This is a genomic window from Ferrovibrio sp. GW821-FHT12D07, from assembly GCF_058807275.1.
Genome location: NZ_JBXAQN010000002.1, coordinates 700,274 through 722,858 on the forward strand (window position 1 = coordinate 700,274; position 22,585 = coordinate 722,858).

Below are 22,585 nucleotides of genomic sequence, written 5' to 3' on the forward strand. Positions count from 1 at the left end.
GCTCAAACGATCCGGCTGGTGCGGTTGCCCCAGTAGCGATCCTTGATCAGTCGCTTGTAAAGCTTGCCGGTCGGATGACGCGGCAAGGCCGCCTCAAAATCGATCGAGCGCGGGCATTTGATCGAGGCCAGATGCTGGCGGCAATAAGCAATCAGTTCTTCAGCCAGTGCCGGACCCGCCGAAGCCATATCGACCGGCTGCACGACCGCCTTCACTTCTTCACCGAAATCTTCGTTGGGAACACCGATGACCGCTACATCGGCAACCTTCGGATGTTCGATCAGTACATTCTCGGCTTCCTGCGGATAGATGTTCACGCCGCCGGAAATGATCATGAAAGCCTTGCGGTCGGTGAGGTAGAGGTAGCCTTCGGCGTCGATATAGCCAACATCGCCCAGCGTGCTCCAACCCTTGTCGTTGAAGGCTTGCTGCGTCTTGCCATCGTCGTTGTGATAGGCAAATGGCTGCCCTTTGCCGAAATAGACCAGTCCCGACTGGCCGACAGGTAGTTCTTCGCCAGATTCATCGTCAACGATGTGCAGTTCACCGATGGTGGCACGCCCGACCGAACCTTTATGCGTCAGCCATTCCTGGCTGGTGATGAAGGTCATGCCATTACCTTCCGAGGCCGCGTAATACTCAAACAGGATCGGACCCCACCAATCGATGATCTGCTGTTTGGTTGCCTGCGAGACGGGTCCCGCGCCGTGAATGGCGACGCGATGCGACGACAGGTCGTACCGACTACGAATCTCGACCGGCAACTTCAGCATGCGCACGAACATAGTCGGCACCCAGTTGGAGTGCGTGACTTTGTATCTCTGGATCAGCTTCAGCGATTCTTCTGCATCGAAGCCTTCCATGATCACCAGCGTGCCGCCAACCTTGGAAACCAGCATGCAATACCGCAACGGCGCAGCATGATAGAGCGGTGCTGGCGACAGGTAGACCATGTCCGGACCGTAGCGATAAAGACTATAGCCGTTATCGACGAAATAGCTGCGCGCCCCAACCGGATCGCCGTTGATCGGCCGCTTGATGCCTTTCGGCTTGCCCGTCGTGCCGGAGGAATAGAGCATGTCACGGCCCTGCAGCTCGTCGGCTATAGGCGTCCCCGGCATGCCGGCAGTCGCGACTTCCCATCTTTCGTATCCGTCGGCGGTGCCACCGATCATAAAGAAGCGTTCGACCTTCGGGCAGAACTCGCGCAGTTCGACTGCCATGTCACGGAACTCATCCGTGATCACCAGCACGCGAGCACCGGCATCGCCGGCGATATGCGCGATTTCGGCGGCACTCAGCCGCGTGCTGATCGGCGTGTAATACAGCCCGGCGCGATCAGCACCAAAGCTGACCTCGAAGAATTCCGGCCGGTTTTCGATCACAAAGGCCATATGGCTGCGCGCAGTCAGTCCCAGCTTACGGAACAGATGAGCAGCACGATTAGACGCCGCTTCCAACTGTCCGAAGGTGGTAACCTTGCCGGTTTCGGCCACAATGATAGCCGGCTTGTCCGGCGTCTTCTTCGCATGTTCGGTGATGTAAACCAGATCGGACAACTCAGCTTTCCTCCTGCAAGGTAGCGCGCAGTTCGGTCTTCAGAACTTTGCCGTAATTGTTCTTCGGCAACGCATCAACAAACCGGTATTGCTTGGGCCGCTTGAACCGCGCGATATGGTCAAGACAAAGTTGATCCAGGCTCTCAGACGACACCCTGACACCCTCACGCGCCACCACAAAGGCGATCACCTCTTCGCCCCAGTCGGCGTGTGGCTTGCCCACCACCGACACCTCGCTGACATCGGCATGTTGCAGCAGCACCTCCTCCACTTCGCGCGGATAGATGTTGCTGCCGCCAGAAATGATCATGTCCTTGGAGCGGTCCTTGAGGGTCAGATAGCCGTCTTCGTCGAAGCTGCCGACGTCGCCGGTATACAGCCAGCCGTTCCGCAATGCCTGCGCAGTGGCTTCGGGATTGTGCCAGTAGCCCGCCATCACCACCGGGCCGCGGCAGATAATCTCACCCACCTCGCCTGCCGGCAGGGGTCGATCGTCGGCATCGACCACACGCACCTCCACGTCGGTTCGCGCCACGCCGGCCGAGCCCAGGCGCTGCAAGTAGCACGGATGACCGTCATCCAGGTGCATCCGCTTATCCATGCCGGTGATGGTCATCGGCGCTTCGCCCTGACCGTAGATCTGCGCCAGCTTCGGCCCTAGCGCCGCCATGGCAGCCTGCAGGTCGGCCACATACATCGGGCCGCCGCCATAGACGATGGTCTTCAGGTTATCCGTGTTCGCGCTGCCGATCCGGGGGGCATGAATCAAGCGGTGCACCATAGTGGGCGCAAAGAAAAGGCTGGCGCCGGGCCAGCGCGCAATCAGGTCCAGCGTCTCGGCCGGATCGAAACCGCCCGAGGCCGGCACGATCTGGTTGGCACCACGCGCCACATGGGGCAGACCGTAAAGCCCGGAACCATGGCTGATCGGTGCACAGTGAATCATGCAGTCTTGCGGATCTATACGGTCGACATCGGTGAAGTAGTTCATGGTTGCCGACCACATGTTGGCATGGGTCAGCATCGCGCCCTTGGGCCAGCCGGTGGTGCCCGAGGTGTAGAACAGCCAGGCGAGATCATGGGGCGAAACCTCAGCCAGCGGCATCGGATCGGCCGCATAGAGCTTCGTGTACTCGGCATCCTCCGTGATGATAAGGCGCTGCAGCGTGGGAAGCTCATTCGCCAGCGGGATCAGGTCTTCAGCCAAAACTGTAGAGACCACGGCCAGCTTCGCCTGGCTGTTTTCCAGAATCCAGGCGACTTCCCGGGCATGCAGCTTGGCATTCACCGGCACCGCGGCCAGACCAGCATGCCAGAGCGCGAACAGCAACTCCCAGTACTCAGGGGAGTTCTTCAGCAGCAGGGCGACGCGATCGCCGGGCTTCAGGTTGCCGGCGCGAACCAGCCCGGCGGCCAGACGCGGCACACGACTGCCCATCTCGCCATAGCGAAGCCGAACCTCGTCGCCGACCGACAGCGCCGGCCGGTCGCTCCAGACCTTGGCTGCACGATGCAGCAGATACGCCAGGTTCATGGTCGTCCCGGGATGGTTTCCTCGGAACCGATGTTACGCAAACAAAAACGGCGCCCGCAATGGGCGCCGTTTGGACTGCCGTGCGGTTTCCCGCAATCAGGCGTGATATTCGGTTTCCACTAGGCCTTCGTCGGCCGAAAAGCGGTTCTGGTATTTCGGCGCGATCCGCTCCACCGGCAGCAGGATGAACACATCCGTGGTGCCGAACTGGTGGTCGATCACGGCACCATCGCCGATATAGGCGCCCAACCGCAGATAACCCTTGATCAGCGGCGGCAACGCATGCAGCGCCATGCGCGGATTGACCTGATCGGGCGGCAGCAGATTCATCGGCACGAACCGCGAGGGCAGCGCGCGAACGCGCCATTCCGGCGGCGGCAGGTGATTAGCATGCAGGTAGCTCAGCGCCATCGCATGCTGTTGCGGGTCGATGCCAGGGAAGGATGCGCAACCGAACATGAAGCTGATGCCATGATCGGCCACATAGGTGGAGATACCGCGCCAGAGCAGCTGGATGGTCGCATTGGTGCGATAATCCCGGTGCACGCAGGATCGGCCCAGCTCGAGCAGGCCGCCGCCGGCACCGACGAAGTCCAGCATCGGCTGCAGGTCGTATTCGGACTCTGAATAGAAACCGCCATGCAGTTCGGCCATCGAGCGGCGCAGCAGGCGATAGGTGCCAACCACGCGCTGCCCTTCGGGGCGGCTACGATCGAAGACCATGAGGTGATCGCAGAGGCGATCGAACTGATCGAAATCCATCCCCAGACGCGCCATTTCGGCGGACGGCTGGGCAGCCATCTCCTCGTAGAAAACCTGGTACCGCAACCGCTGGGCGGCGGTGATGTCTTCCGGGCTGCGCGTCAAGCGAACCTCGAAGCGGCCATCTGCGGAAACGCAATGCCAACCGCTACGGGGGGCGCGAGACGTGGGTACAGCCGACGGAACGGAGAGAGGCAGTTGCATGTTCATGCTCCGACTATCGCTATACACTGTGACGCTAACATGTCAAATATATGACACATAAAGGAAATGGGACAGCCGTACAATAATATCTAGCAGGTCCCCGGGGGCCTGAACGGCTACATGTAGAGGATCAGGGGATGGCGTGTCCGGTATGCCGGAAGCCGAATCATCAGGCTTTTATTGATTACAACGATTGTCATCTCGAACGATGCGAGTCCTGCGGGCTGATCTTTATGGATCCGCCCCCGACCTCTGAAACACTGCACGCCCTGTATGACGACACCTATTCCGGCACGCCACATTATCTGGCGAAAGCCGACAAGAAAATGCGCCGTATGCGCCACCGGGCGGCACAGTTCGCCCGTGTCGCCGGTGTGAAAACGGCCGACCGGCCGCTTCAGTTCCTGGATATCGGTTGCAGTGGTGGCTTCATGGTCGAGGCCTGCCGGGAACACGGTTTTACGGCTGCCGGCGTGGAACCCGATCGCATGGCTGTTGCTTATGCGCGAAAAACCTTCCCGCAGAATCAATTCTATGAAGGCCTGCTGGAAGAAGCCAATCTTGATGGCCGCCGATTCGATGCCGTTTACTGTTCGGAAGTGATCGAGCATGCACCCGATCCGCATGCCTTCATGGGGCACATCGCCGCGGTCATGAACGAAGGCGGCATTCTCTACCTGACCACGCCGGACATCACGCATTGGCGTCGGCCACGAAAGCTAGCCGAATGGGATGGTTTCCGCCCGCCCGGACACTGCATCTTCTTCAGCCCGAGCAACCTGCAGCTGCTGCTCGCCCAGCACGGCCTGAAAGTGATCCGCCGGTCCTTCGCCTGGAAACCCGGCATCAAGCTTTATGCGCAGAAGATGCCGGTCGGTTCAGTCATCTGAGACCAACGCTCCGTTGCCGGTCCGCCGTGCATCCAGACGGGTTTCGGCACCGCGCCGTGTCAGCCAGGCCAGCAGCGCCAAGCCCGGCAGCGCAGCCAGCGTGGTGAGTACGAAGAAGGTCGGCCAGCCCAGCGCTGCCGCCATGAAGCCCGCATAGGAGGACAGCACCGTCCGCGCCACGGCAGTCAGCGATGACAGCAGCGCATATTGCGTGGCCGTGTAGGCGACGTCACAGAGCGCCGAGAGATAGGCCACCAGTGCGGCCGTACCCATGCCACTGGCCAGATTTTCGATGCCGACCGTGAGTGCCAGGAACCACAGGTCATGTCCCTGCAGGGCCAGCAGGGCGAACATCAGATTGGAGCCCATCTGCAGGATGCCGCAGACCCAGAGCGCGCGATACAGGCCGACCGCCTGCATCAGCCAGCCACCAAGGAACAATCCGAGCATGGTGGCGCCGAAGCCATAGAGCTTGCTGATCTCGGCAATCTCGGATTTCGAAAAACCGATATCGAGATAAAAACTGGTGGCCAGCACACCGGCTAGGCTGTCACCCAGCTTGAACAGCATGACGAACAGCAGAATCCCGACCCACCCGCGGCGTGAAATGAATTGCAGGAAAGGGCCCGCGACGCTGGCATAGAGCCAGGCCATGGCTCCGGCCAGCGGACCCGACAGATGCGGGCGCGAAGCCAACCAGGCCTGCGCTTCGGCGAAGCGGCGGTCGGCATCACCACGCGGCTGCGCTTCGGGCTCACCGACCAGCAGAACCGTGACGGCGCCAATCACCAAAATTGCCGCCATGGCGATATAGACCAGCGGCCAGGCGAAACGATCGGCGAGATACAGTGCACCAGCCGACGACACCAGCATGCCGATGCGATACCCGAAGACGATGGCAGCCGCGCCGGCAGCGAGCTGCCGTTGTTCGAGGATTTCGACACGCCAGGCATCGATCACGATATCCTGCGTGGCCGAGGCGAAAGCGACGGCCACCGCACAGACGGCCGTCACCACCAGTGCCTGACTGGGATTGCTGAGCGCCAAGGCGACGATCGCCGCCATCAGCAAACCCTGCGCGAAGATCAGCCAGCCCCGGCGACGGCCCAGCTGGCGTGTCAGCACAGGCAGTGGCATACGGTCGACCAGTGGCGCCCAGAGGAATTTCAGGGTGTAAGGCACGCCGACAAGCGCGAAGAGTCCGATGGATTGCAGGGAAACGCCTGAATCCTTTAGCCAGGCTTGCAGGGTCTGCCCAGTCAGCGCCAAGGGCAGGCCGGAAGCAAACCCAAGAATCGCAATGGCCATGACCCGGCGGTCGCGATAAACGGCAAAGGCCGCCAGCCAGTCACGCAACCCCCGCAAGTTCACTTGTCAGCTCCGCTTGGCATAGCCTAGCGGCTGCAGCACGTCCGTGATCTCACCCAGAATGGCGGGATCGTCGATGGTGGCGGGCATACGGAAGTCCTGGGCGTCGGCAATTTTCTGCATTGTGGCGCGCAGTATCTTGCCCGAGCGGGTTTTCGGCAACCGTTTCACCACAGCCGCCTGCTTGAAGGCCGCCACCGGACCGATGCGCTCGCGCACCAGTTGCACCAGCTCACGCAGGATCTGGTCTTCAGGCTTGCTGACGCCAGCCTTCAATACCACGAAACCGAGCGGCACCTGGCCCTTCAGCGCATCGGCGACGCCGACGACTGCGCATTCAGCCACATCGGGGTGCGAAGCCAGCACTTCCTCCATGCCGCCCGTCGACAGTCGATGGCCGGCGACATTGATGATGTCATCGGTGCGACTCATGATGTAGATGTAGCCATCCTCATTAATGAAGCCCGCATCGCCGGTGTTGTAATAACCCGGAAAGCGGGTGAGATAGCTCTTCTTGAAGCCATCGTCGTTCTGCCACAGCGTCGGCAGACAGCCTGGCGGCAGCGGCAGTTTGATCACGATGTTGCCGATATCGCCGGCCTTCACCGGCCTAGCATCGTCATCGATCACGCGCACGTCGTAGCCCGGCACAATGCGGGTGGGCGATCCATGCTTGACCGGCAGCACCTCGATGCCCATGCAGTTAGAGGCCACCGGCCAGCCGGTCTCCGTCTGCCACCAGTGATCGATCACCGGCTTGCCCAGCGCATCCTCGGCCCATTTCACCGTATCAGGATCAGCGCGCTCGCCAGCCAGGAACAGCGTGCGGAACTGGCTCAGGTCATATTTCTTCAGTAATTCTGCCTTCGGGTCTTCCTTCTTGATAGCCCGGAAAGCCGTGGGCGCGGTGAACAGCGCCGCAACCTTATGCTGCTCGATCACGCGCCAGTAGGCACCAGCATCGGGCGTGCCAACGGGCTTGCCTTCATACAACACCGTCGTGCAGCCATAGAGCAGCGGGCCATAGACGATGTAGGAATGGCCAACCACCCAGCCCACATCGGACGCCGCCCAGTACACATCGCCCGGATTCATGCCGTAGACATGCTTCATCGACCAGTGCAGCGCCACCATATGGCCGCCATTCTGCCGCACGACACCCTTCGGAATGCCAGTGGTGCCGGAGGTATAGAGCACATAGAGCGGATCGGTGGCTTTCACCGGTACGCAATCGGCGGGCTTTGCCTTCGTCACTTCCGTCTCGAAATCGAAGTCGCGGCCTTCGGTCAACTGCGCCTGATACATCGGACGCTGGAAGATCAGGCAGGCTTGCGGCTTATGCGCCGCCAGCTCGATCGCCTGATCTAGCAGTGGCTTGTACTCCACCACCCGGCCGGGCTCGAGGCCGCAAGATGACGCGATCACCAGCTTGGGCTTCGCATCGTCAAAACGCGTCGCCAGTTCGCGCGGCGCAAAACCGCCGAAGACCACGGAATGGATCGCACCGATACGGGCACAGGCCAGCATCGCCATCACAGCTTCCGGCGTCATCGCCATGTAGATGATGACGCGGTCGCCCTTCTGCACGCCATGCGCCTTCAGCACACCGGCCAGCTTCGCCACGCGATCACGCAATTCGGTGTTGGTATATTTACGCACCGTCTGGGTGACGGGCGAATCATGGATCAGGGCAATGCGGTCGCCGCGACCGGCCTCGATATGGCGGTCCAGTGCGTTATAGCAGGTGTTGCATTCGGCGCCGGAGAACCACTGGAAGAACGGCGGGTTGCTGGCATCCAGCACGCTGTCCCAGCGCTTGTACCAGTGCAGCGCATCGGCCGCCTTGGCCCAGAAGGCTTCCGGGTCGGCCATGGCCGCAGCATAGACTTCCTCGTAGCGCTTCATCCAGCTCTCCCGACGTCTTTTCTTATGACGTCGATCTATAGCAGACGAAGCCCGCTCACGAGAACCGTTTACTCGGCAGCGAGCGCCGCGCTGCCGCCCATTACCTGAGCTTTGGCCGCATCATATTCGCGCTTCAGGCGGGCGACCAGATCACCCACCGGAGGCGAGTCACTGATCAGGCCCACGCCCTGCCCCGCACCCCAGATATCGCGCCAGGCTTTCGACTTGGAACTGCCGCCCGAACCAAAGCTCATGGTGCTCTTATCGGCTTCGGGCAGGTTATCCGGGTCCATGCCGGCCTTGACGATGCTCTTTTTCAGGTAGTTGCCGTGCACGCCAGTGAACAGCGAGGAATAGACAATGTCGCCGGCGGCGGAATCGATCAGCATCTGCTTGTAGTCCGGCGCAGCATTGGCTTCCTGAGTGGCGATGAAACGCGTGCCCATATAGGCGAAATCGGCACCCATGGCCTGCGCCGCCAATACCTGGCTGCCATGGGTGATCGAGCCTGAGAGCGCAATCGGGCCATCGAAGAACTGGCGCACCTCTGAAACCAGTGCGAAGGGGCTGAGCGTGCCTGCATGGCCGCCAGCACCGGCGCAAACCAGGATCAGACCGTCGACGCCAGCCTCCAGCGCCTTCTTGGCGTGGCGGATATTGATCACGTCATGCAGCACGATGCCGCCGTAGGAATGGATGGCATCCACCACCTCATTCGGCGCGCGCAGCGAGGTGATGACAATCGGCACCTTGTATTTGACGCACATCTCCACGTCATGCTGCAGGCGGTCGTTCGACTGATGCACGATCTGGTTGACGGCGAAAGGCGCCACCGGCTTATCCGGATTCTTGGCCCGGTAATCATCCAGCTCGGTTGTGATGCGCTTGAGCCATTCTTCCAGCACTTCGGCCGGACGGGCATTCAGGGCCGGGAAGGAACCGACGATGCCGGCCTTGCACTGGGCCATCACCAACTCGGGGCCCGAGACGATGAACATCGGCGAACCGATCACTGGGAGCGACAGGCGCCCCTTCAGGATGGCAGGAACAGTCATGACTTCCTCCGTGAATTTCTTGGCACCAGATTAGGGCAGGCTTCGGCGGCAGCGCAATCGCGCTGGATTGACGTTGCGGCAGTCATCCGGGGACGCCGATTTCCCGTATAAGATGGTGAAAATCACAGCAGATCAGCCATGCTCACAACCCTCATCCTTGCCGGTATCGCCCTTTTCGGATTGGGCGCCACCACCCAGCATCTCAGCCAGAAAGCCGAACGGGACTTTCCGCCCGCCGGCCACCTCATCGAGGCCGGCGGTATCCGCCAACATGTTATCGCAGTAGGACCCGCCACCGGTCAGCCACTAGTCATGATCCACGGCGCTTTCGGGGTGGCCCAGGATTTCGCGATCAGCATCATGCCGCAGACGGCACAGCGCTATCGCAGCATCGCGATCGACCGGCCCGGCCATGGCTATACCGAGCGCGGCGACGACACGCCGGTGACGCCCGACAAGCAGGCCCGCTATCTGCGCGCCGCGCTGCAGACGATGCAGGTGCAAAAACCGGTTCTGCTCGGTTTCTCCTTCGGTGGTGCCGTGGCACTCGCTTACGCCCTGCAATACCCCGACGAGGTTGGCGCCGTCGTGCTGATCAATACCGCCAGCCATCCCTGGCCGACGCCGGTCGAATGGTCATACCAGGCTGACGGCATGCCGGTGATCGGTCCGCTGCTGCGCTACACCATCGCGACGCCGGCAGGACATATGATTATCGACAAGGGCGTGGCCGGGGTATTCAGTCCGGCTCCCGTGCCGCCAGCCTTTGCGCAGGCACCTGTGAGCCTGAGCCTGCGTCCCGGCAGCTATCACGCCAATGCGGAGGACATCCGCACGCTGAAACCTTTCCTGGTTGAACAAGCGCCGCGCTATCCGCTGCTGACCGTGCCACTGATCGTGCTGGTCAGCGACGAGGACAACGCTACCTCGCCGATCATCCATAGCCGGCCGCTGGCAGCAGAGGTGCCGCAGGCGGAACTGGTCACCGTGGTGGGCGGCGGCCATCCGCTGCACTTCACCCGGCCAGAGGTCGTGCTGAACGCCATCGACCGCGCAGCGGCACGGGTGGTCAGATAAGCGAAATCTGCATCGCAGCGGCAGCCGGGACGGCCGCGAGCAAGGCCAGAAGATCGGCTTGTGCCAAGGCAATACAGCCTTCGGTGCCACTATAATCCGGCCGCGCCAGATGCAGGAAGATGGCGCTGCCCAGTCCCGGTACCGGCGGATCATCGTTATGCCCCAGCACTACGATGACGTCGTAGACATGATCATCGCGCCAGAGCGTCTCGTGGCTGGCGGTATAAGGCAGCATCACCGGACGATTGTAGGCTGCATCGGCAGGATCATCGCACCAGCCGCTCTGCGGCGTTAGTGCCGCGCAGGGTAGCCGCGTTTCCGGTGGGGCCAGGCGATCCGCGCGATAGAGCACATGCCGCAGCGGATAACGGCCAAGCGGCGTGGCGCCATCGCCTTCACGCTTGTCAGCCTCGGGGCGCACACCGCCCTTGCCGAGCGCACAGCGGAAATGAAGACCGCTGAATTTCAGAATGCCATTGCTGGTGACGAGAATATCGCTCATGCCGCGATCAAGCGGCATTCATACGGTTGTTGCAAGTATCAGAAGGGCTGGATGCCGCCACGAGTGATGCCGGCACGCAGGTTCTTCTGCTCCTGCATCTCGAAATACTTCTGATAGGCCTCGCTGGCGCGATTGTTCCACTCATTCTGCTGTGGGTTGGCGTTGCCCTGGATGGCGGCCGCAGCTGCAGCCGTAGCCGACTGCGGAGATGAAGGAATGCCGCCACCGGCACGGGTCGCACCATAGCGGGCGGCCACGGTCTGCTGCCCTACCGGCTGGGCACCGACACCGCGTGTCGGCACGGCACCGCCACCAAGCGGGTGCGCCGGGAACCAGGTGCGGCCATCTGCCGCCTGGATGGCGGTGTTCGGCGTGGAGTTGGTCTGCATCGGCGCCGCGGCGCGCTGCTGTGCCGGCATTGCATTGCCCGTGGCCACCGGAATGGCGCTGGCCGAATTGGCCGACGTCGATTTGGCATCAGCCTGCTGAGCCGCCGCCGTCTGCTTCAGGGCCTGGAACAGATCGGACGGCAGTTCAATCGGACCATCCGTCTTCGCAGCCTCTGCCTTCGTATCTTTCTCGTCACCCTTGCGTGCCGGTCCGGCTGGACGCTGTTCATCCACAATCCTTGCGCCAACCTGCAGAGGCGGCGCTTTGACGGCAGCCTGGGCCTGCGCGGCCTGAATCTGGGCAGCCTGAGCCTGCGCAGCCTGGGTCTGGGCTGCCAACTCGGGCGGGGAGGTGCCATTCGAGGAGGAGGACGCAACCATGGTCTGAGGCGCGTCCTTGTTGTTCGGCCCCATATTGATACCGAGCGCAGCCATGGCATGTTCGCCCGGGTCTTTGCCGGTGGCTTCCTCGACCATGCCACTGACCATGGAAAGGACGGCACCGATCGGACCGCCGAACAGACCGCCGCCGGCAATGCGCGCGCCGGGATCGATCTTGTCGCCTGTGATGGCACGATAGATGGTCGAGACGACCGGGATGTGCTGCAGTGGATTGATGATGTCGAGGAAGTCGCCGAAGGTGAACCCGTCCTTGCCGAAAAGCGGATTGCCGCTCTTGGCTTCGGATGCGCCCTCTGGAGCCGTGGCGCTGGCCGCACTCGTCCCTGCCGCACTGGCCCTCTGGGCCATCAGCGGATGGGTCGGATAAGCGGTTGCTGGTATCGGGTTCGGCATTGCAGTCCTCTGTCAGGACCAGCTTTGCAAGCCGCAGGCCAGAATTCAGGCCAAGGAAATCAACGCATTAACCATACCCGGGGGCAGAACCGGCAATTTCTGCCGGGAGCGGGCGCACAGGCCTTACAAATAATGCCCCGAGCGTTTCCGCTTGGCAGCCAGATAAGCCTCGTTATGGGCATTGGAGGGGAATTTGTGCGGGACCCGTTCGGCCACCGTGATCCCGCAGGCCTCCAGCCCCTTCACCTTCTCGGGGTTGTTGGTCAGCAGCCGCACACTGTCATAGCCCAGCCGCTGCAACATGCGGGCGGCCGGCAGAAACCAGCGTTCGTCGGCATCGAAGCCCAGCCGCTGGTTGGCATCGACAGTGTCAAAGCCCTGATCCTGCAACTGATAGGCCCGCAGCTTGTTGACCAGGCCAATGCCGCGGCCTTCCTGCGCCAGATACAGCAGAATCCCGCCGCCAGCCTCGGCGATGGTGCGTACCGAGCCACGCAGCTGTTCGCCGCAGTCGCAGCGCAAGCTGCCCAGCAGGTCGCCGGTGAAACATTCCGAATGCAGACGGGTCAGCACGGGTTTGGCCGGATCGGGCGCGCCAATCACGAGGGCAAAATGCTCCTGCCGGCCATCGGCGGGCCGGAAGGCATAAAGCTGCGCATCTTCAGCATCGATCACCGGGAGCCGCGCTTGGCTGACTGGCGCTAGCGTTTCGGCCGCAGCCAGATCGTAGGCAGCGACGGCTTCTGCCAGCACGGACAGGATATCGGCAGGCAGGGCCACAGCAGCCGATACCGGCACATGTACGGCAGCCGGCAGCAGATACGCGGTCTTGGCCAGCTTGACGGCCAAAGCCGCGCTCGGCGGCGGCGCAGTCTTGATGCGGGTGAACGGTCCGCGCAGCGGTGCAGCCAGATCGCGGCTGGCATCGGCCAGATCGCGGATCAGCGCCGCGCGGCCTGCACCATCGGTCGGCAGGTCATGCAGCGGTAACAGAATCATGTCATGCCCCGTGGGGCCAATATGCAGCACGGCAGCGCGCGATGCGGTCAGCACCAGCGCGGCCTCGCTGCCCGGCGACAGGGTCGCGTCCAGCATGGCCTCGGTCAGGGTTTCGGCGGCCAGCACCAGAACGCGGCTGCCATCGGCCATGGCCAGCAGCACGGGACGGCCGCGACGAAGTTCATGGCCGGCGCGATCGACGGCAATGGCGGCGGCAGAGTGGGAAAGACCGGTCATGACTGATCCGATGTACGACTCTGGACGCAGCCCGGCAAGCCGTCAGCCCCTTTACGACGCCAGTTGTGACGCCGCTTACCCCGGCCATGACCTTCGGGAAAGCCGGCTACCCCCGGCCCTGCCCAGCCTGCAGGCCCGGCTGATCGCCCGGGCCCTGCGGCGGCTGATCAAGCCGCGCCAGGTGGGGCCGGGTGATATCGTCCTGATCCGCGGCCTGATGACCGCCCTCACCCGCAGCCGCCTGCCGCCCGGCATCCGGGTCGAGCAATTGCGTGGCCCCATGTGCGGCGAATGGCTGCATCCATCGCAGCCCCGGCACGGCCGGGCGCTGCTTTACCTGCATGGCGGCGGCTATCTGGCCGGCAGTCCGCGCACCCACCGGGCGATCACGGCGCGGCTTGCCGCCGGCCTGGGCATCAGCGTGTTCGTCCCCGATTACCGTCTGGCGCCGGAGCATCCCTTCCCCGCCGCCCTGCTGGATGCACAGGCCACCTGGCGGGGCCTGCTGGCGCGCGGCTATCGCGCAGATCGCCTGTGGCTGGCCGGCGATTCCGCCGGCGGCGGACTGGCGCTGGCGCTGATGCAGGCCTGCCGGGAGCAGGGCCAGCCGCTGCCGCGCGCCGCCGCCCTCTTCTCACCATGGACCGACCTGACCTGCAGCAGCCCGGGGCTAGCCGAGAATGCCGAGCAATGCGCCTGGTTCCGGCCACAGCAGTTGCGCTTCGCCGCCCGGCTTTATGCGGCAGGTCGAATCGATCTGGCCGATCCACGCCTGTCGCCGCTCCATGGCGACCTGACCGGCCTCCCGCCTCTGATCCTGCATGCCAGCGACACGGAACTGCTGCGCGACGACTCGCGCCTGCTGGCCGCCCGGGCCCGGGCGGCGGGAACCGACGTGCACCTGAAGCTCTGGCATGGCCTGCCCCATGCATGGCCCAATTTCGCCGGGCTGATGCCGGAGGCGGATGCCTGTCTGCGAGAGACTGTGGCCATGCTGGCCGCGGCTGCCGCTTGAGCCAACCCGCCACACAGGTCAGACTCAGCACCTAGAATGCGAATCGCGCCCCGCTTGATTCGCATCGGCGGGAGATTTCCTTGCAGGAAAAAGAACTACGCCTTGCCCTGGTGTGTTTTGGCGGCGTCTCGCTTGCCATCTACATGCATGGCGTCACCAAGGAAATCCTGAAACTGGTGCGCGCCTCGCGTACCTATCACTCCTTGCCCAAGGGATCGGCGCGTGAGACCGCGCGCTTCGCCGATCACGTCCACCCCAGCGACACCGAATACGACAGCGAGCATGCCTATTTCGAATTGCTGCAGGAGATCGGCCGCCATGTCGACCTACGCATCGTCGTCGATGTAATCGCCGGTGCCTCTGCCGGCGCCATCAACGGTATCATTCTCGGACGAGCACTGGCGCATGATCTGCGCATCGACCATTTCCGGAACCTCTGGCTCCATGAGGCCGACGTCTCGCGCCTGCTCGATCCCGACAAGCGGGCCGGTCGCTGGAGCAAGATGTACATGCGACCGCTGTTGTGGCTGGCAGCGCGCTCGCGCTTCGGCCGCCTGCTGCTGGGCGATGGCGAGATCCGCGACAAGATTTCGCTGTTCACACGTTCGCGCTGGTTCCAACCGCCCTTCGATGACCAGCATCTGCTGCGACAGCTGCTGGCCGGCCTGGAGGGCATGGGCGACCCAGCCAAGCCCGGCGACAGCCTGATGCCGACACAATTGGGGCTCGAACTGTCGGTTACCATGACCGACTTCTACGGTTTCCTGCAGCATATTCCGATCCATGATCCGCCCTATGTGCAGGATCGCGAGCATCGCCATGTACTGCATTTCGGCTATCGTCGCTGGCCCAATGGCGTCGAGCAATCGGACTTCACCACGAAAGACGCGCCCGCACTGGCCTTCGCCGGCCGTGCCACTTCAGCATTCCCCGGCGCTTTCCCACCGGCACAGCTGGGCGAGGTTGATCGCCTGCTGACACAGCAGAACCGCAAATGGGAAAGCAAGCCGGCCTTCGTACAGGCCAACTTCCAGGATTACCTGAAAGCCGGCATAGATCCGGAACTGACCTCCTTCGTCGATGGCGGCGTGCTGGCCAACAAGCCCTTTGCCGCCGCCATGAAAGCGATCCGCGGACGCCCGGCCTATCGCCAGGTCGACCGCCGGCTGGTCTATATCGATCCGCAGCCGTTGCGGCCCGCACCGCCACAGACCGGCCGCCTGCCCGGATTCTTCCGCGTGCTGAAAGGCTCACTCAGTGACATCCCGCGCAATGAACCGATTGCCGACGAACTGATCTGGGCCAGCCAGTTTAACGAGCAGGTCAGGCATCTGCGCGGCGTGATCGACGCCACCCAGCCGCAGATCACAAGACTGGTCGAGGAAAGTGCACCGCAAAACCTGGATGCGCCCTTAAGCGAAATGGAAATCCGGCTCTGGCGCATGCAGGCCAGCGAACGCGCCGTGCGTGAAGCAGGCTTTGCCTATGAAGGTTACGTGCGACTGAAGCTGGGCGCGGTGCTGTATTTCGTCACACGCCTGATCTGCACTGCCTGCGGATACGGCGAACGTTCGACCGAGGCGCTGTGGACTCGTGAAGTGTTGCTGCGCTGGGCCGAGGATCGCGGCGTCTGCCACACTGTCGCCAATTTCCCCAAGGCGCCGTCCGGCGCCACCATTGATACGCTGCCTGGCTGGGTGCGGTTCCTGCTGCGCTTCGATGTCGCCTTCCGCCAGCGTCGCGTCAGCTTCCTGATCCAGCGCCTGAACCAGCTCTACGGCAAGCTGGGCGAGGCCGAGCATCGCGGCCTGAAGGCCGAGCAACTCGACGCCCTGAAGCGCGCACTCTACGAGGCGCAGGAAAGCCTGCGGCATCTGGACAACATCAGCTGTCTGAGCACGGCGACTGTCGACGCCATCAAGACCTTGCTGTTCCGCCGTGTGGATCGCCAGCGCGCCGATCAAATGGCGGACAATGCGCTTGGATTTGCGCGCCAGAACCTGGCCGCCATCGATGCCATTGTGGATGCCATGGGCGTGGACATAGATCTCAACAGCCGTACCGACCAATTGGATGCCCTGCTGGCCGATCTGGCACCCGAAGACTGGAGCAGCGCCGCACGCACCGATCTGCTGGTTGGCTATATCGGCTTCCCCTTCTGGGATGTACTGACCTTCACCATCACCAACTGGCGCGATCTGGGTGAGTTCAACGAAATCCGCATCGATCGCATCAGCCCGGAAGACGCTGTGGCGATTCGACGTGGCAATACACTGAAGGGCGTCAATCTCGGTCGCTTCGGCGGCTTCTTCAGCCGCGCCCATCGCGAAAACGATTATCTCTGGGGACGCCTGCATGCCGTCGATCGTCTGATCGACATTGTCTGCGATGCAGGATTGGGCAATGCGCCGGATATCCCGTTCGACCGCATGGCAATCAAGCTCAAGGCCTTCCGGCTGGTGCTGGATCGTGAGGCCGCCAACCTTGCCGTCAGCCGGACGCTGATTGCCGACCTGCGTCACGAACTTGATACCATCGCAGCTGGAAATGCCGCCTGAATCGCGGTTTCCGCGCCTTGTCCGGATACGGAAAAGCGTTATGCTCGGCGGCCTCTTTCAGCCAAGCGAGCTTGACCGTGACCCGTTCGATCCGTTCCGCCTTTCTCATCTCTGCCGCCCTCCTGGCCTTGAGCCCTGCGGTGCTGGCCCAGACGGCAACCAAGAAAGCACCAGCCGACGATCCGGTCGTGGCAAGCGTCAATGGCAAACCGATCCATCGCTCGGCCGTGATCGACTTCTACAGCCAGCTGCCGCCGCAAATGGCGCAGATTCCGCTGGAGCAGATTCTGCCCGGTATCATCAATGAGCTCGCCGCCCGCAAGCTGCTGGGCGAAGCTGCCGAGAAATCCAAGCTGGCTGATACTCCTGCCGTAAAGGCACAGTTGCAGGCCACACGCGAGCAGGTGCTGCAGCAGGCCTATCTGGATCGCCAGGTGAAGGCGGAAGTGACCGACGCCAAGCTGCGCGCCCGCTATGCCGAACTGATCAAGCAGCAGCCCCCACAGGAAGAGGTGCATGCCCGCCACATCCTCGCCGCCAGCGAAGCCGATGCGAATGCTGCACTGGCTGAAGTGAAGAAGGGTGCCGATTTCACGGAAGTGTCGAAGAAGCGCTCAACCGGCCCGACAGCCGCGACTGGCGGTGATCTCGGCTTCTTCACCAAGGACAAGATGGTGCCGGAATTCGCCGAGGCTGCCTTCAAGCTGCAGCCCGGCCAGGTCACCGAGACACCGGTGAAGACCCAGTTCGGCTGGCACATCATCAAGGTGGAAGCCCGTCGCAAGGCGGAAGCGCCGAAGTTCGAGGATGTCCGCGCCCAAGTCTACGAGATCATGTCCGGCGAAGTCGTGGAGAAGCTGGTGACCGATCTGCGCAAGAACGCCAAGATCGAGCAGTACGACTGGGTGCCGCAAGGCAACAAGCTGCCCGCCATCGCGCCGGCCGAACCTAAGAAGAAGCCGTAAGAAGACTCAGGGGACGACATCATGGCCGCGCATCCGGTTTCACCGCTGGCACCGCAGAAGCAGCCCACCTTGCCCACCATTGCCGGCGCGCAACTCGCCACGGCGCTTTCGGGCATGCGCTACAAGGGCCGCGACGATCTTCTGCTGATCGAATTCGTGCCGGGCACCAAGGCCGCTGGCCTGTTCACCCGTTCGTCCATGCCGGGCGCGCCAGTGGAATGGTGCCGCAAGATACTGCCCAATGGAGCGGCGCGGGCCCTGGTAGTCAATGCCGGCATCGCCAATGTCTTCACCGGCAAGGCTGGGGCGCAGGCGGTGAAAGCCACCGCCGATGGAGCCGCCAAGGCTGTCGACTGCAAGGCCAATGAAGTCTATCTCGCCTCCACCGGTGTGATCGGTCAGATTCTGCCGGCCGAGAAAATCGTGGCGCAGATGTCGAAGCTGAAAGCCGGCCTGAAGGGCGATGCCTGGATGATTGCCGCCAAGGCGATCATGACCACGGATACTTTTCCCAAGCTCGCCACTGCGACCTGCAAGATCGACGGCAAGACCGTGACGATCAACGGCTTCTGCAAGGGCTCCGGGATGATCGCGCCGGACATGGCGACGATGCTGGCCTTTGTGGTCACCGATGCCAAGCTGCCGGCTGAAACCCTGCAGGCGCTACTGAAGGGCGCCAACAACCAGAGCTTTAACTGCCTGACTGTCGACGGCGACACCTCGACGTCCGACACCGTGCTGCTGTTCGCCACCGGCAAGGCCGGCAACACGCCGCATGCCAAGGCCTCCGACAAGCGGCTGGCCGATTTCCGCCGCGCGCTGGCCCAGGTGATGAGCGAGTTGGCGCAGCTGATCGCCCGGGATGGGGAAGGCGCACAGAAGCTGGTCACTATCGACGTGACCGGCGCCAAGAACGACACTTCCGCGCGCATCATTGCCCGCGCGATCGCCAATTCCCCGCTGGTGAAGACCGCGATCGCCGGCGCCGACGCTAACTGGGGTCGCATCATCATGGCCGTCGGCAAATCGGCCGAGCCCGCCAATCGCGACAAGCTGGTGATCAAGATCGGCGGCAAGGCGGTGACCAAGAACGGCATGGTCCGTCCCGATCATGATGATGCCGCCGCAACCAGCCATTTCCAGAGCCGCGATGTGCGGATCGAAGTGGATGTGGCGGTCGCCAAGGGCGTGGCGCGGGTCTGGACCTGCGACCTGACGCACGGCTACATCGACATCAATGCCGACTATCGCAGCTGACGATCCGCTCTGCCCCGGCGATGCCGCCGCCCTGCTGGCGCCCAAGCCGGTAGTGCTGGTGGTGGCCGTGGCGCTGGTCGATCTTGACGGCCGCGTGCTGCTGACCCAGCGTCCGCCCGGTAAGAAGCTGGCCGGCATGTGGGAGTTTCCCGGTGGCAAGGTCGAAAAGAACGAGACGCCGGAAGCCGCCCTCGTGCGCGAACTGCACGAGGAACTGCATCTGGATATCAGCGCCGCCTGCTTGGCGCCGTTCGCCTTTGCCAGCCATGCCTATGACGACTTCCACCTGCTGATGCCGCTCTACGTCTGCCGCCGTTGGGCCGGGCAGCCCGATCCCCGCGAAGGTCAGGCGATGAAGTGGGTCAAGCCGATCAAGATGCGCGAGCTGGAGATGCCGCCGGCCGACATCCCCCTCGTCGCCATGCTGCGCGACCTGCTGGGTTAGGTCGGCAGCGCCTCCGGCGCATATTGCGCGGTGAATTCCTCGGATGGCGGGATAGGCTTGATCACGTCGACCAGCACGCCGTTCGGGTCGGCGATGATGAAATGCCGCTGGCCGAATGCCTCATCCCTGATCGTCAACCGGATATCCAGCCCGGCCGCCTCGGCCTGATGATAAACCGCATCGACATCCTCAACCTCGAAATTGAGCAGCATGCCCTGCACGGGCTTGCGGAAACCTTCGGGAATGGTCGGATGCGTATGGTCCAGTATGGCAAGATGGACCCGTGAATCACTCTGGCTGCTCAGATGCACATACCAGTCGCTCTCGAAGGCCGGGGCAAAATCGAAATGGGTTTCATAGAAGGCGCGGGTCTGGGCCAGCTTGGCGGTGCAGATCACGGGGTAATAGCTCGTCAGTTTCATGATGGGCTCCTGGGGTAGCGGTTCGGGGCTTGACGGGTCTGAATTGAAATTGATATAAACATACAGGTTGTATGTATGCAAGAGAAGCGGCAGAGCAAAGCTGAAAAACACGCGGCGACCCGGGCGGCCCTGCTGGCCACCGCGCGCGCGTTGTTTGCCGAAAAAGGCTATGCCGCTACCGGCACCGAAGAGGTGGTGGCGCAGGCGGCCGTCACGCGCGGCGCGCTCTACTATCATTTCAAGGACAAGCAGGCGCTGTTCGCCGCTGTGGTCGAGCAGATGGCGCAGGACATTCTGACCGAGATCGAGGTCGCCGCAGGCAAGGCCAAAAGTCCGGTCGATGCGATGGTGAAAGGCAGCCAGGCTTTTCTCGATGCCTGCCTGGAGCCGGCAACACGACAGATTTACCTGATCGATGCGCCATCGGTGATCGGCTGGTCGCAATGGCGCGAGATCGATGCGCGCTATGGCACCGGCTCGCTGCGACAGGGAATCGATGCAGCCCTGGCCGAGATGCCGCGCGGCCAGCGACTGTCGGCCGATGCCCTGACTTATCTGCTGACCGGTGCGATGAACGAGGCCGCACTCTGGCTGGCCGCAGCGGGGAATGAGGCTTCGGCACGCAAGGCCGCCGATGCAGCGCTGAAGCGGATTCTGGAGCTGCTTTTTACGCCGGAGCGTTAAGGCTTGGGCGGACCGCCGACAGGATATTCCGCAGCATCAAGTGCCACCGCCAGGCGCGTGGTCGCCTGACCCGGGCGCAGCGGCTTCTGCTGGCTTTCATGCGGCGACCAGCCAGTGAGCGCGATCATTTCAAAACTGGCGGGGATGCGACCTTCGGCATCCGCGAATTTCTGCTGATAGAGCTCCACCATGCGCAGCAGGGTGGCCCGTCGCGTGAAATGCTTGCGCCGGCCCAGGGCAGCGTTGGCCTCGCCCATGCCGCGCAGGTCCTGCATCAGACGAAAGGCATTCCCATAGGTCACCGGGATGACCTCGCTGTCGGCGACTGGCAGCGCGAAGCCTGCCCGCTGCAGCAGTGCTGCGGCATCGAGCGTTTCGGCCATCGGCGAAACACGCGGGCTGGCGCCACCCTCTAGCTCGGCCTCGGCGGCAAGCCAGGACTGGCGCAGTTCGTTGAGCGTCGCACCACCCAGCATGGCGCCCAGAAATAATCCATCGGGCTTCAACACATGCCGGATCTGGATCAGGGCGCCGGGTAGGTCGTTGATCCAATGGAGATTGAGCAACGCGATCACCAGATCGAACTTCTGCTCGGCGAACGGCAGGAACTCCTCGTCACCCACCACATGCAGACCGGTGGCCGGAATGCCGTCCATGCCGACCAGCATCTCGATGCCGCCCCGCCCGTGCAAACGCTGCTGTAGCCAGCCGGCGTCGCAGCCCTGAACCAGCGCCAGCGGGAAGCTGCGACGAATATCGTCCAGGCGGTCGAGCAGGCGTTCGGCCACGGCGGCGCGAAGGAAATCGTATTCCCCGGCCCGGGAAGCCATCCGCTGGCGCTGACGCCGCTTGGCGCTACGATCGAAGACCTGCATAGTGTCGGACATAACCGCATTTTGACACGGGCAATGCGACCTCGCCATGGTGGCACCGAAAAAATCCACGGCGAAGCGCAAGCCCCTCAACCTCGCCCTGCAGGGCGGCGGTACCCACGGTGCATTCACCTGGGGTGTGCTGGATCGCCTGCTGGAAGAAGACTGCTTCGATTTCGAGGGTATCAGCGGCACATCAGCCGGCGCCATGAATGCTGCCGTGATGGCCAGCGGACTGACCAAGGGCGGACCGGCTGCAGCGCGTCAGGCCCTGCATGATTTCTGGCGCAGCGTGGCCGATACCGCCGCTCTCTCGCCGTTCCGCCCCACCCTGCTGGATCACTGGTTCAAGTTCGGCGGGATCGATTACTCGCCCAGCTACGAGCTGATGGAACTGAGCACCAAGCTGGCTTCACCCTATCAAAGCAATCCGAGCAACAAGAATCCCCTGCGCGACATCCTGAAAAAGATCCTGGATGACAAGACCCTGCAGGACTGCTCGGAAGTGAAGCTGTTCGTCTGCGCCACCGATGTGCTGGAAAGCAAGATCAAGGTCTTCCAGAATCAGGAGCTCAGCATCGACGCCCTGATGGCCTCGGCCTGCCTGCCGCAACTGTTCCAGGCGGTGAAGATCGGCCGCAGCTATTACTGGGATGGCGGCTTCATGGGTAATCCGCCGATCTATCCGATCATCTATCACTGCGACTGCCGCGACGTGCTGATCGTACAGATCAATCCGATGCGCATTCCAGCTGTGCCAAAGACCCCGCAGGCAATCCTGGATCGCGCCAATACCCTGAGCTTCAATTCCAGCCTGGTGCGCGAGATGCGTGCCATCGCCTTTGTCAGCAAACTGATCGATTCAGGCTTCGACGACGGCGGCCGCCTCAAGCGCATGCTGATTCACACGGTGGATGCCGAGGAGCAGCTGGCGCGTTACGGCGCTGTCAGCAAATACAATGTCGACTGGGATTTCCTGCAAAGCCTGTTCACGCTCGGCCGCCGTCAAGGCGCGACCTTCCTGCGCAAACATTTGGATGGCGTCGGGAGAACCTCAACCACCGATATCGCCGAAAAGTTTCTCTAGTTTC

Annotated in this window: 20 protein-coding genes; 9 read left to right on the top strand and 11 right to left on the bottom strand. The window is 62.6% G+C overall.

Annotated features, from left to right (window positions below; all coding sequences use genetic code 11):
• Window positions 1-2 precede the first annotated feature (2 nt).
• The 3 genes from AC1RRE_RS15230 to olsB all read right to left on the bottom strand — a co-directional run bounded on the left by AC1RRE_RS15230 (window position 3) and on the right by olsB (window position 4,065).
• Window positions 3-1,559, bottom strand: coding sequence for an acyl-CoA synthetase (locus tag AC1RRE_RS15230; RefSeq protein WP_492982039.1), 1,557 nt, complete (start codon window positions 1,557-1,559; stop codon window positions 3-5).
• A 1-nt stretch (window position 1,560) separates the two neighbouring features.
• Window positions 1,561-3,093, bottom strand: a complete 1,533-nt coding sequence (locus tag AC1RRE_RS15235; protein WP_492982040.1) for an acyl-CoA synthetase — start codon at window positions 3,091-3,093, stop codon at window positions 1,561-1,563.
• Window positions 3,094-3,189: 96 nt separating this feature from the next.
• The gene (olsB, locus tag AC1RRE_RS15240) at window positions 3,190-4,065 is read right to left on the bottom strand and encodes a l-ornithine N(alpha)-acyltransferase (protein ID WP_492982041.1); all 876 of its coding nucleotides are present in this window, start codon (window positions 4,063-4,065) and stop codon (window positions 3,190-3,192) included.
• 131 nt (window positions 4,066-4,196) lie between these two features.
• Between olsB and AC1RRE_RS15245 the strand changes: the two genes are divergently transcribed.
• Window positions 4,197-4,949, top strand: a complete 753-nt coding sequence (locus AC1RRE_RS15245; protein WP_492982042.1) for a class I SAM-dependent methyltransferase — start codon at window positions 4,197-4,199, stop codon at window positions 4,947-4,949.
• On the opposite strand, the gene AC1RRE_RS15250 is transcribed toward AC1RRE_RS15245, so the two are convergent.
• The 3 genes from AC1RRE_RS15250 to AC1RRE_RS15260 all read right to left on the bottom strand — a co-directional run bounded on the left by AC1RRE_RS15250 (window position 4,938) and on the right by AC1RRE_RS15260 (window position 9,277).
• On the bottom strand, window positions 4,938-6,320 hold the full coding sequence (locus AC1RRE_RS15250) for an AmpG family muropeptide MFS transporter (RefSeq protein ID WP_492982043.1): 1,383 nt from the start codon (window positions 6,318-6,320) through the stop codon (window positions 4,938-4,940). The genes AC1RRE_RS15245 and AC1RRE_RS15250 overlap by 12 nt on opposite strands.
• Before the next feature lie 3 nt (window positions 6,321-6,323).
• On the bottom strand, window positions 6,324-8,222 hold the full coding sequence (locus AC1RRE_RS15255) for a propionyl-CoA synthetase (RefSeq protein ID WP_492982044.1): 1,899 nt from the start codon (window positions 8,220-8,222) through the stop codon (window positions 6,324-6,326).
• Between the two features lie 68 nt (window positions 8,223-8,290).
• Window positions 8,291-9,277 (bottom strand): NAD(P)H-dependent flavin oxidoreductase, encoded by a 987-nt coding sequence (locus AC1RRE_RS15260; protein ID WP_492982045.1) that lies wholly within the window; start codon window positions 9,275-9,277, stop codon window positions 8,291-8,293.
• A 138-nt stretch (window positions 9,278-9,415) separates the two neighbouring features.
• Here AC1RRE_RS15260 and AC1RRE_RS15265 point away from each other — a divergent pair, with 138 nt between their 5' ends.
• Window positions 9,416-10,354, top strand: a complete 939-nt coding sequence (locus AC1RRE_RS15265; protein WP_492982046.1) for an alpha/beta fold hydrolase — start codon at window positions 9,416-9,418, stop codon at window positions 10,352-10,354.
• On the opposite strand, the gene AC1RRE_RS15270 is transcribed toward AC1RRE_RS15265, so the two are convergent.
• From AC1RRE_RS15270 to ribA, 3 genes are all read right to left on the bottom strand, one after another.
• Window positions 10,347-10,856, bottom strand: a complete 510-nt coding sequence (locus tag AC1RRE_RS15270; RefSeq protein WP_492982047.1) for a L,D-transpeptidase family protein — start codon at window positions 10,854-10,856, stop codon at window positions 10,347-10,349. The two genes, AC1RRE_RS15265 and AC1RRE_RS15270, sit on opposite strands and share 8 nt — an antisense overlap.
• Window positions 10,857-10,894: 38 nt before the next feature.
• Complete coding sequence (locus AC1RRE_RS15275; RefSeq protein ID WP_492982048.1) at window positions 10,895-12,040, bottom strand: hypothetical protein; 1,146 nt, start codon at window positions 12,038-12,040, stop codon at window positions 10,895-10,897.
• Window positions 12,041-12,163: 123 nt separating this feature from the next.
• Window positions 12,164-13,276: a GTP cyclohydrolase II gene (ribA, locus tag AC1RRE_RS15280; protein WP_492982049.1), complete on the bottom strand. Its 1,113-nt coding sequence runs from the start codon at window positions 13,274-13,276 to the stop codon at window positions 12,164-12,166.
• On the opposite strand from ribA, the gene AC1RRE_RS15285 reads away from it, so the two are divergent.
• From AC1RRE_RS15285 to AC1RRE_RS15305, 5 genes are all read left to right on the top strand, one after another.
• Complete coding sequence (locus AC1RRE_RS15285) at window positions 13,275-14,291, top strand: alpha/beta hydrolase (RefSeq protein ID WP_492982050.1); 1,017 nt, start codon at window positions 13,275-13,277, stop codon at window positions 14,289-14,291. The genes ribA and AC1RRE_RS15285 overlap by 2 nt on opposite strands.
• Window positions 14,292-14,371: 80 nt before the next feature.
• A complete protein-coding gene (locus AC1RRE_RS15290; RefSeq protein ID WP_492982051.1) occupies window positions 14,372-16,849 on the top strand; it encodes a patatin-like protein in 2,478 nt (825 codons plus the stop codon).
• A 77-nt stretch (window positions 16,850-16,926) separates the two neighbouring features.
• Complete coding sequence (locus tag AC1RRE_RS15295) at window positions 16,927-17,814, top strand: peptidylprolyl isomerase (protein WP_492982052.1); 888 nt, start codon at window positions 16,927-16,929, stop codon at window positions 17,812-17,814.
• 21 nt (window positions 17,815-17,835) lie between these two features.
• Complete coding sequence (argJ, locus tag AC1RRE_RS15300; protein WP_492982053.1) at window positions 17,836-19,071, top strand: bifunctional glutamate N-acetyltransferase/amino-acid acetyltransferase ArgJ; 1,236 nt, start codon at window positions 17,836-17,838, stop codon at window positions 19,069-19,071.
• Window positions 19,052-19,516 carry a (deoxy)nucleoside triphosphate pyrophosphohydrolase gene (locus AC1RRE_RS15305; RefSeq protein WP_492982054.1) on the top strand — a complete coding sequence of 155 codons (465 nt, stop codon included), beginning with the start codon at window positions 19,052-19,054 and terminating at the stop codon, window positions 19,514-19,516. The genes argJ and AC1RRE_RS15305 overlap by 20 nt, the downstream gene beginning before the upstream one ends.
• Here the strand turns inward: AC1RRE_RS15305 and AC1RRE_RS15310 are convergent.
• Window positions 19,513-19,938 carry a VOC family protein gene (locus AC1RRE_RS15310; RefSeq protein ID WP_492982055.1) on the bottom strand — a complete coding sequence of 142 codons (426 nt, stop codon included), beginning with the start codon at window positions 19,936-19,938 and terminating at the stop codon, window positions 19,513-19,515. The two genes, AC1RRE_RS15305 and AC1RRE_RS15310, sit on opposite strands and share 4 nt — an antisense overlap.
• Window positions 19,939-20,013: 75 nt before the next feature.
• Between AC1RRE_RS15310 and AC1RRE_RS15315 the strand changes: the two genes are divergently transcribed.
• Entirely contained in the window at window positions 20,014-20,622 is a 609-nt protein-coding gene (locus AC1RRE_RS15315; protein ID WP_492982056.1) for a TetR/AcrR family transcriptional regulator, read from the top strand.
• On the opposite strand, the gene AC1RRE_RS15320 is transcribed toward AC1RRE_RS15315, so the two are convergent.
• Window positions 20,619-21,509 (bottom strand): methyltransferase domain-containing protein, encoded by an 891-nt coding sequence (locus AC1RRE_RS15320; RefSeq protein ID WP_492982057.1) that lies wholly within the window; start codon window positions 21,507-21,509, stop codon window positions 20,619-20,621. The two genes, AC1RRE_RS15315 and AC1RRE_RS15320, sit on opposite strands and share 4 nt — an antisense overlap.
• 34 nt (window positions 21,510-21,543) lie before the next feature.
• On the opposite strand from AC1RRE_RS15320, the gene AC1RRE_RS15325 reads away from it, so the two are divergent.
• Window positions 21,544-22,581: a patatin-like phospholipase family protein gene (locus tag AC1RRE_RS15325; protein ID WP_492982058.1), complete on the top strand. Its 1,038-nt coding sequence runs from the start codon at window positions 21,544-21,546 to the stop codon at window positions 22,579-22,581.
• The last annotated feature ends 4 nt before the right edge of the window (window positions 22,582-22,585 follow it).

What these genes read in the sequence shown, in the direction of transcription:
- AC1RRE_RS15235 (WP_492982040.1), bottom strand. Translation starts at nt 3,093, where the DNA reads ATGAACCTGGCGTATCTGCTGCATCGTGCAGCCAAGGTCTGGAGCGAC.
- olsB (WP_492982041.1), bottom strand. Translation starts at nt 4,065, where the DNA reads ATGAACATGCAACTGCCTCTCTCCGTTCCGTCGGCTGTACCCACGTCT.
- AC1RRE_RS15245 (WP_492982042.1), top strand. Translation starts at nt 4,197, where the DNA reads ATGGCGTGTCCGGTATGCCGGAAGCCGAATCATCAGGCTTTTATTGAT.
- AC1RRE_RS15255 (WP_492982044.1), bottom strand. Translation starts at nt 8,222, where the DNA reads ATGAAGCGCTACGAGGAAGTCTATGCTGCGGCCATGGCCGACCCGGAA.
- AC1RRE_RS15260 (WP_492982045.1), bottom strand. Translation starts at nt 9,277, where the DNA reads ATGACTGTTCCTGCCATCCTGAAGGGGCGCCTGTCGCTCCCAGTGATC.
- AC1RRE_RS15265 (WP_492982046.1), top strand. Translation starts at nt 9,416, where the DNA reads ATGCTCACAACCCTCATCCTTGCCGGTATCGCCCTTTTCGGATTGGGC.
- AC1RRE_RS15270 (WP_492982047.1), bottom strand. Translation starts at nt 10,856, where the DNA reads ATGAGCGATATTCTCGTCACCAGCAATGGCATTCTGAAATTCAGCGGT.
- AC1RRE_RS15275 (WP_492982048.1), bottom strand. Translation starts at nt 12,040, where the DNA reads ATGCCGAACCCGATACCAGCAACCGCTTATCCGACCCATCCGCTGATG.
- AC1RRE_RS15285 (WP_492982050.1), top strand. Translation starts at nt 13,275, where the DNA reads ATGACTGATCCGATGTACGACTCTGGACGCAGCCCGGCAAGCCGTCAG.
- ribA (WP_492982049.1), bottom strand. Translation starts at nt 13,276, where the DNA reads ATGACCGGTCTTTCCCACTCTGCCGCCGCCATTGCCGTCGATCGCGCC.
- argJ (WP_492982053.1), top strand. Translation starts at nt 17,836, where the DNA reads ATGGCCGCGCATCCGGTTTCACCGCTGGCACCGCAGAAGCAGCCCACC.
- AC1RRE_RS15305 (WP_492982054.1), top strand. Translation starts at nt 19,052, where the DNA reads ATGCCGACTATCGCAGCTGACGATCCGCTCTGCCCCGGCGATGCCGCC.
- AC1RRE_RS15310 (WP_492982055.1), bottom strand. Translation starts at nt 19,938, where the DNA reads ATGAAACTGACGAGCTATTACCCCGTGATCTGCACCGCCAAGCTGGCC.
- AC1RRE_RS15315 (WP_492982056.1), top strand. Translation starts at nt 20,014, where the DNA reads ATGCAAGAGAAGCGGCAGAGCAAAGCTGAAAAACACGCGGCGACCCGG.
- AC1RRE_RS15320 (WP_492982057.1), bottom strand. Translation starts at nt 21,509, where the DNA reads ATGTCCGACACTATGCAGGTCTTCGATCGTAGCGCCAAGCGGCGTCAG.
- AC1RRE_RS15325 (WP_492982058.1), top strand. Translation starts at nt 21,544, where the DNA reads ATGGTGGCACCGAAAAAATCCACGGCGAAGCGCAAGCCCCTCAACCTC.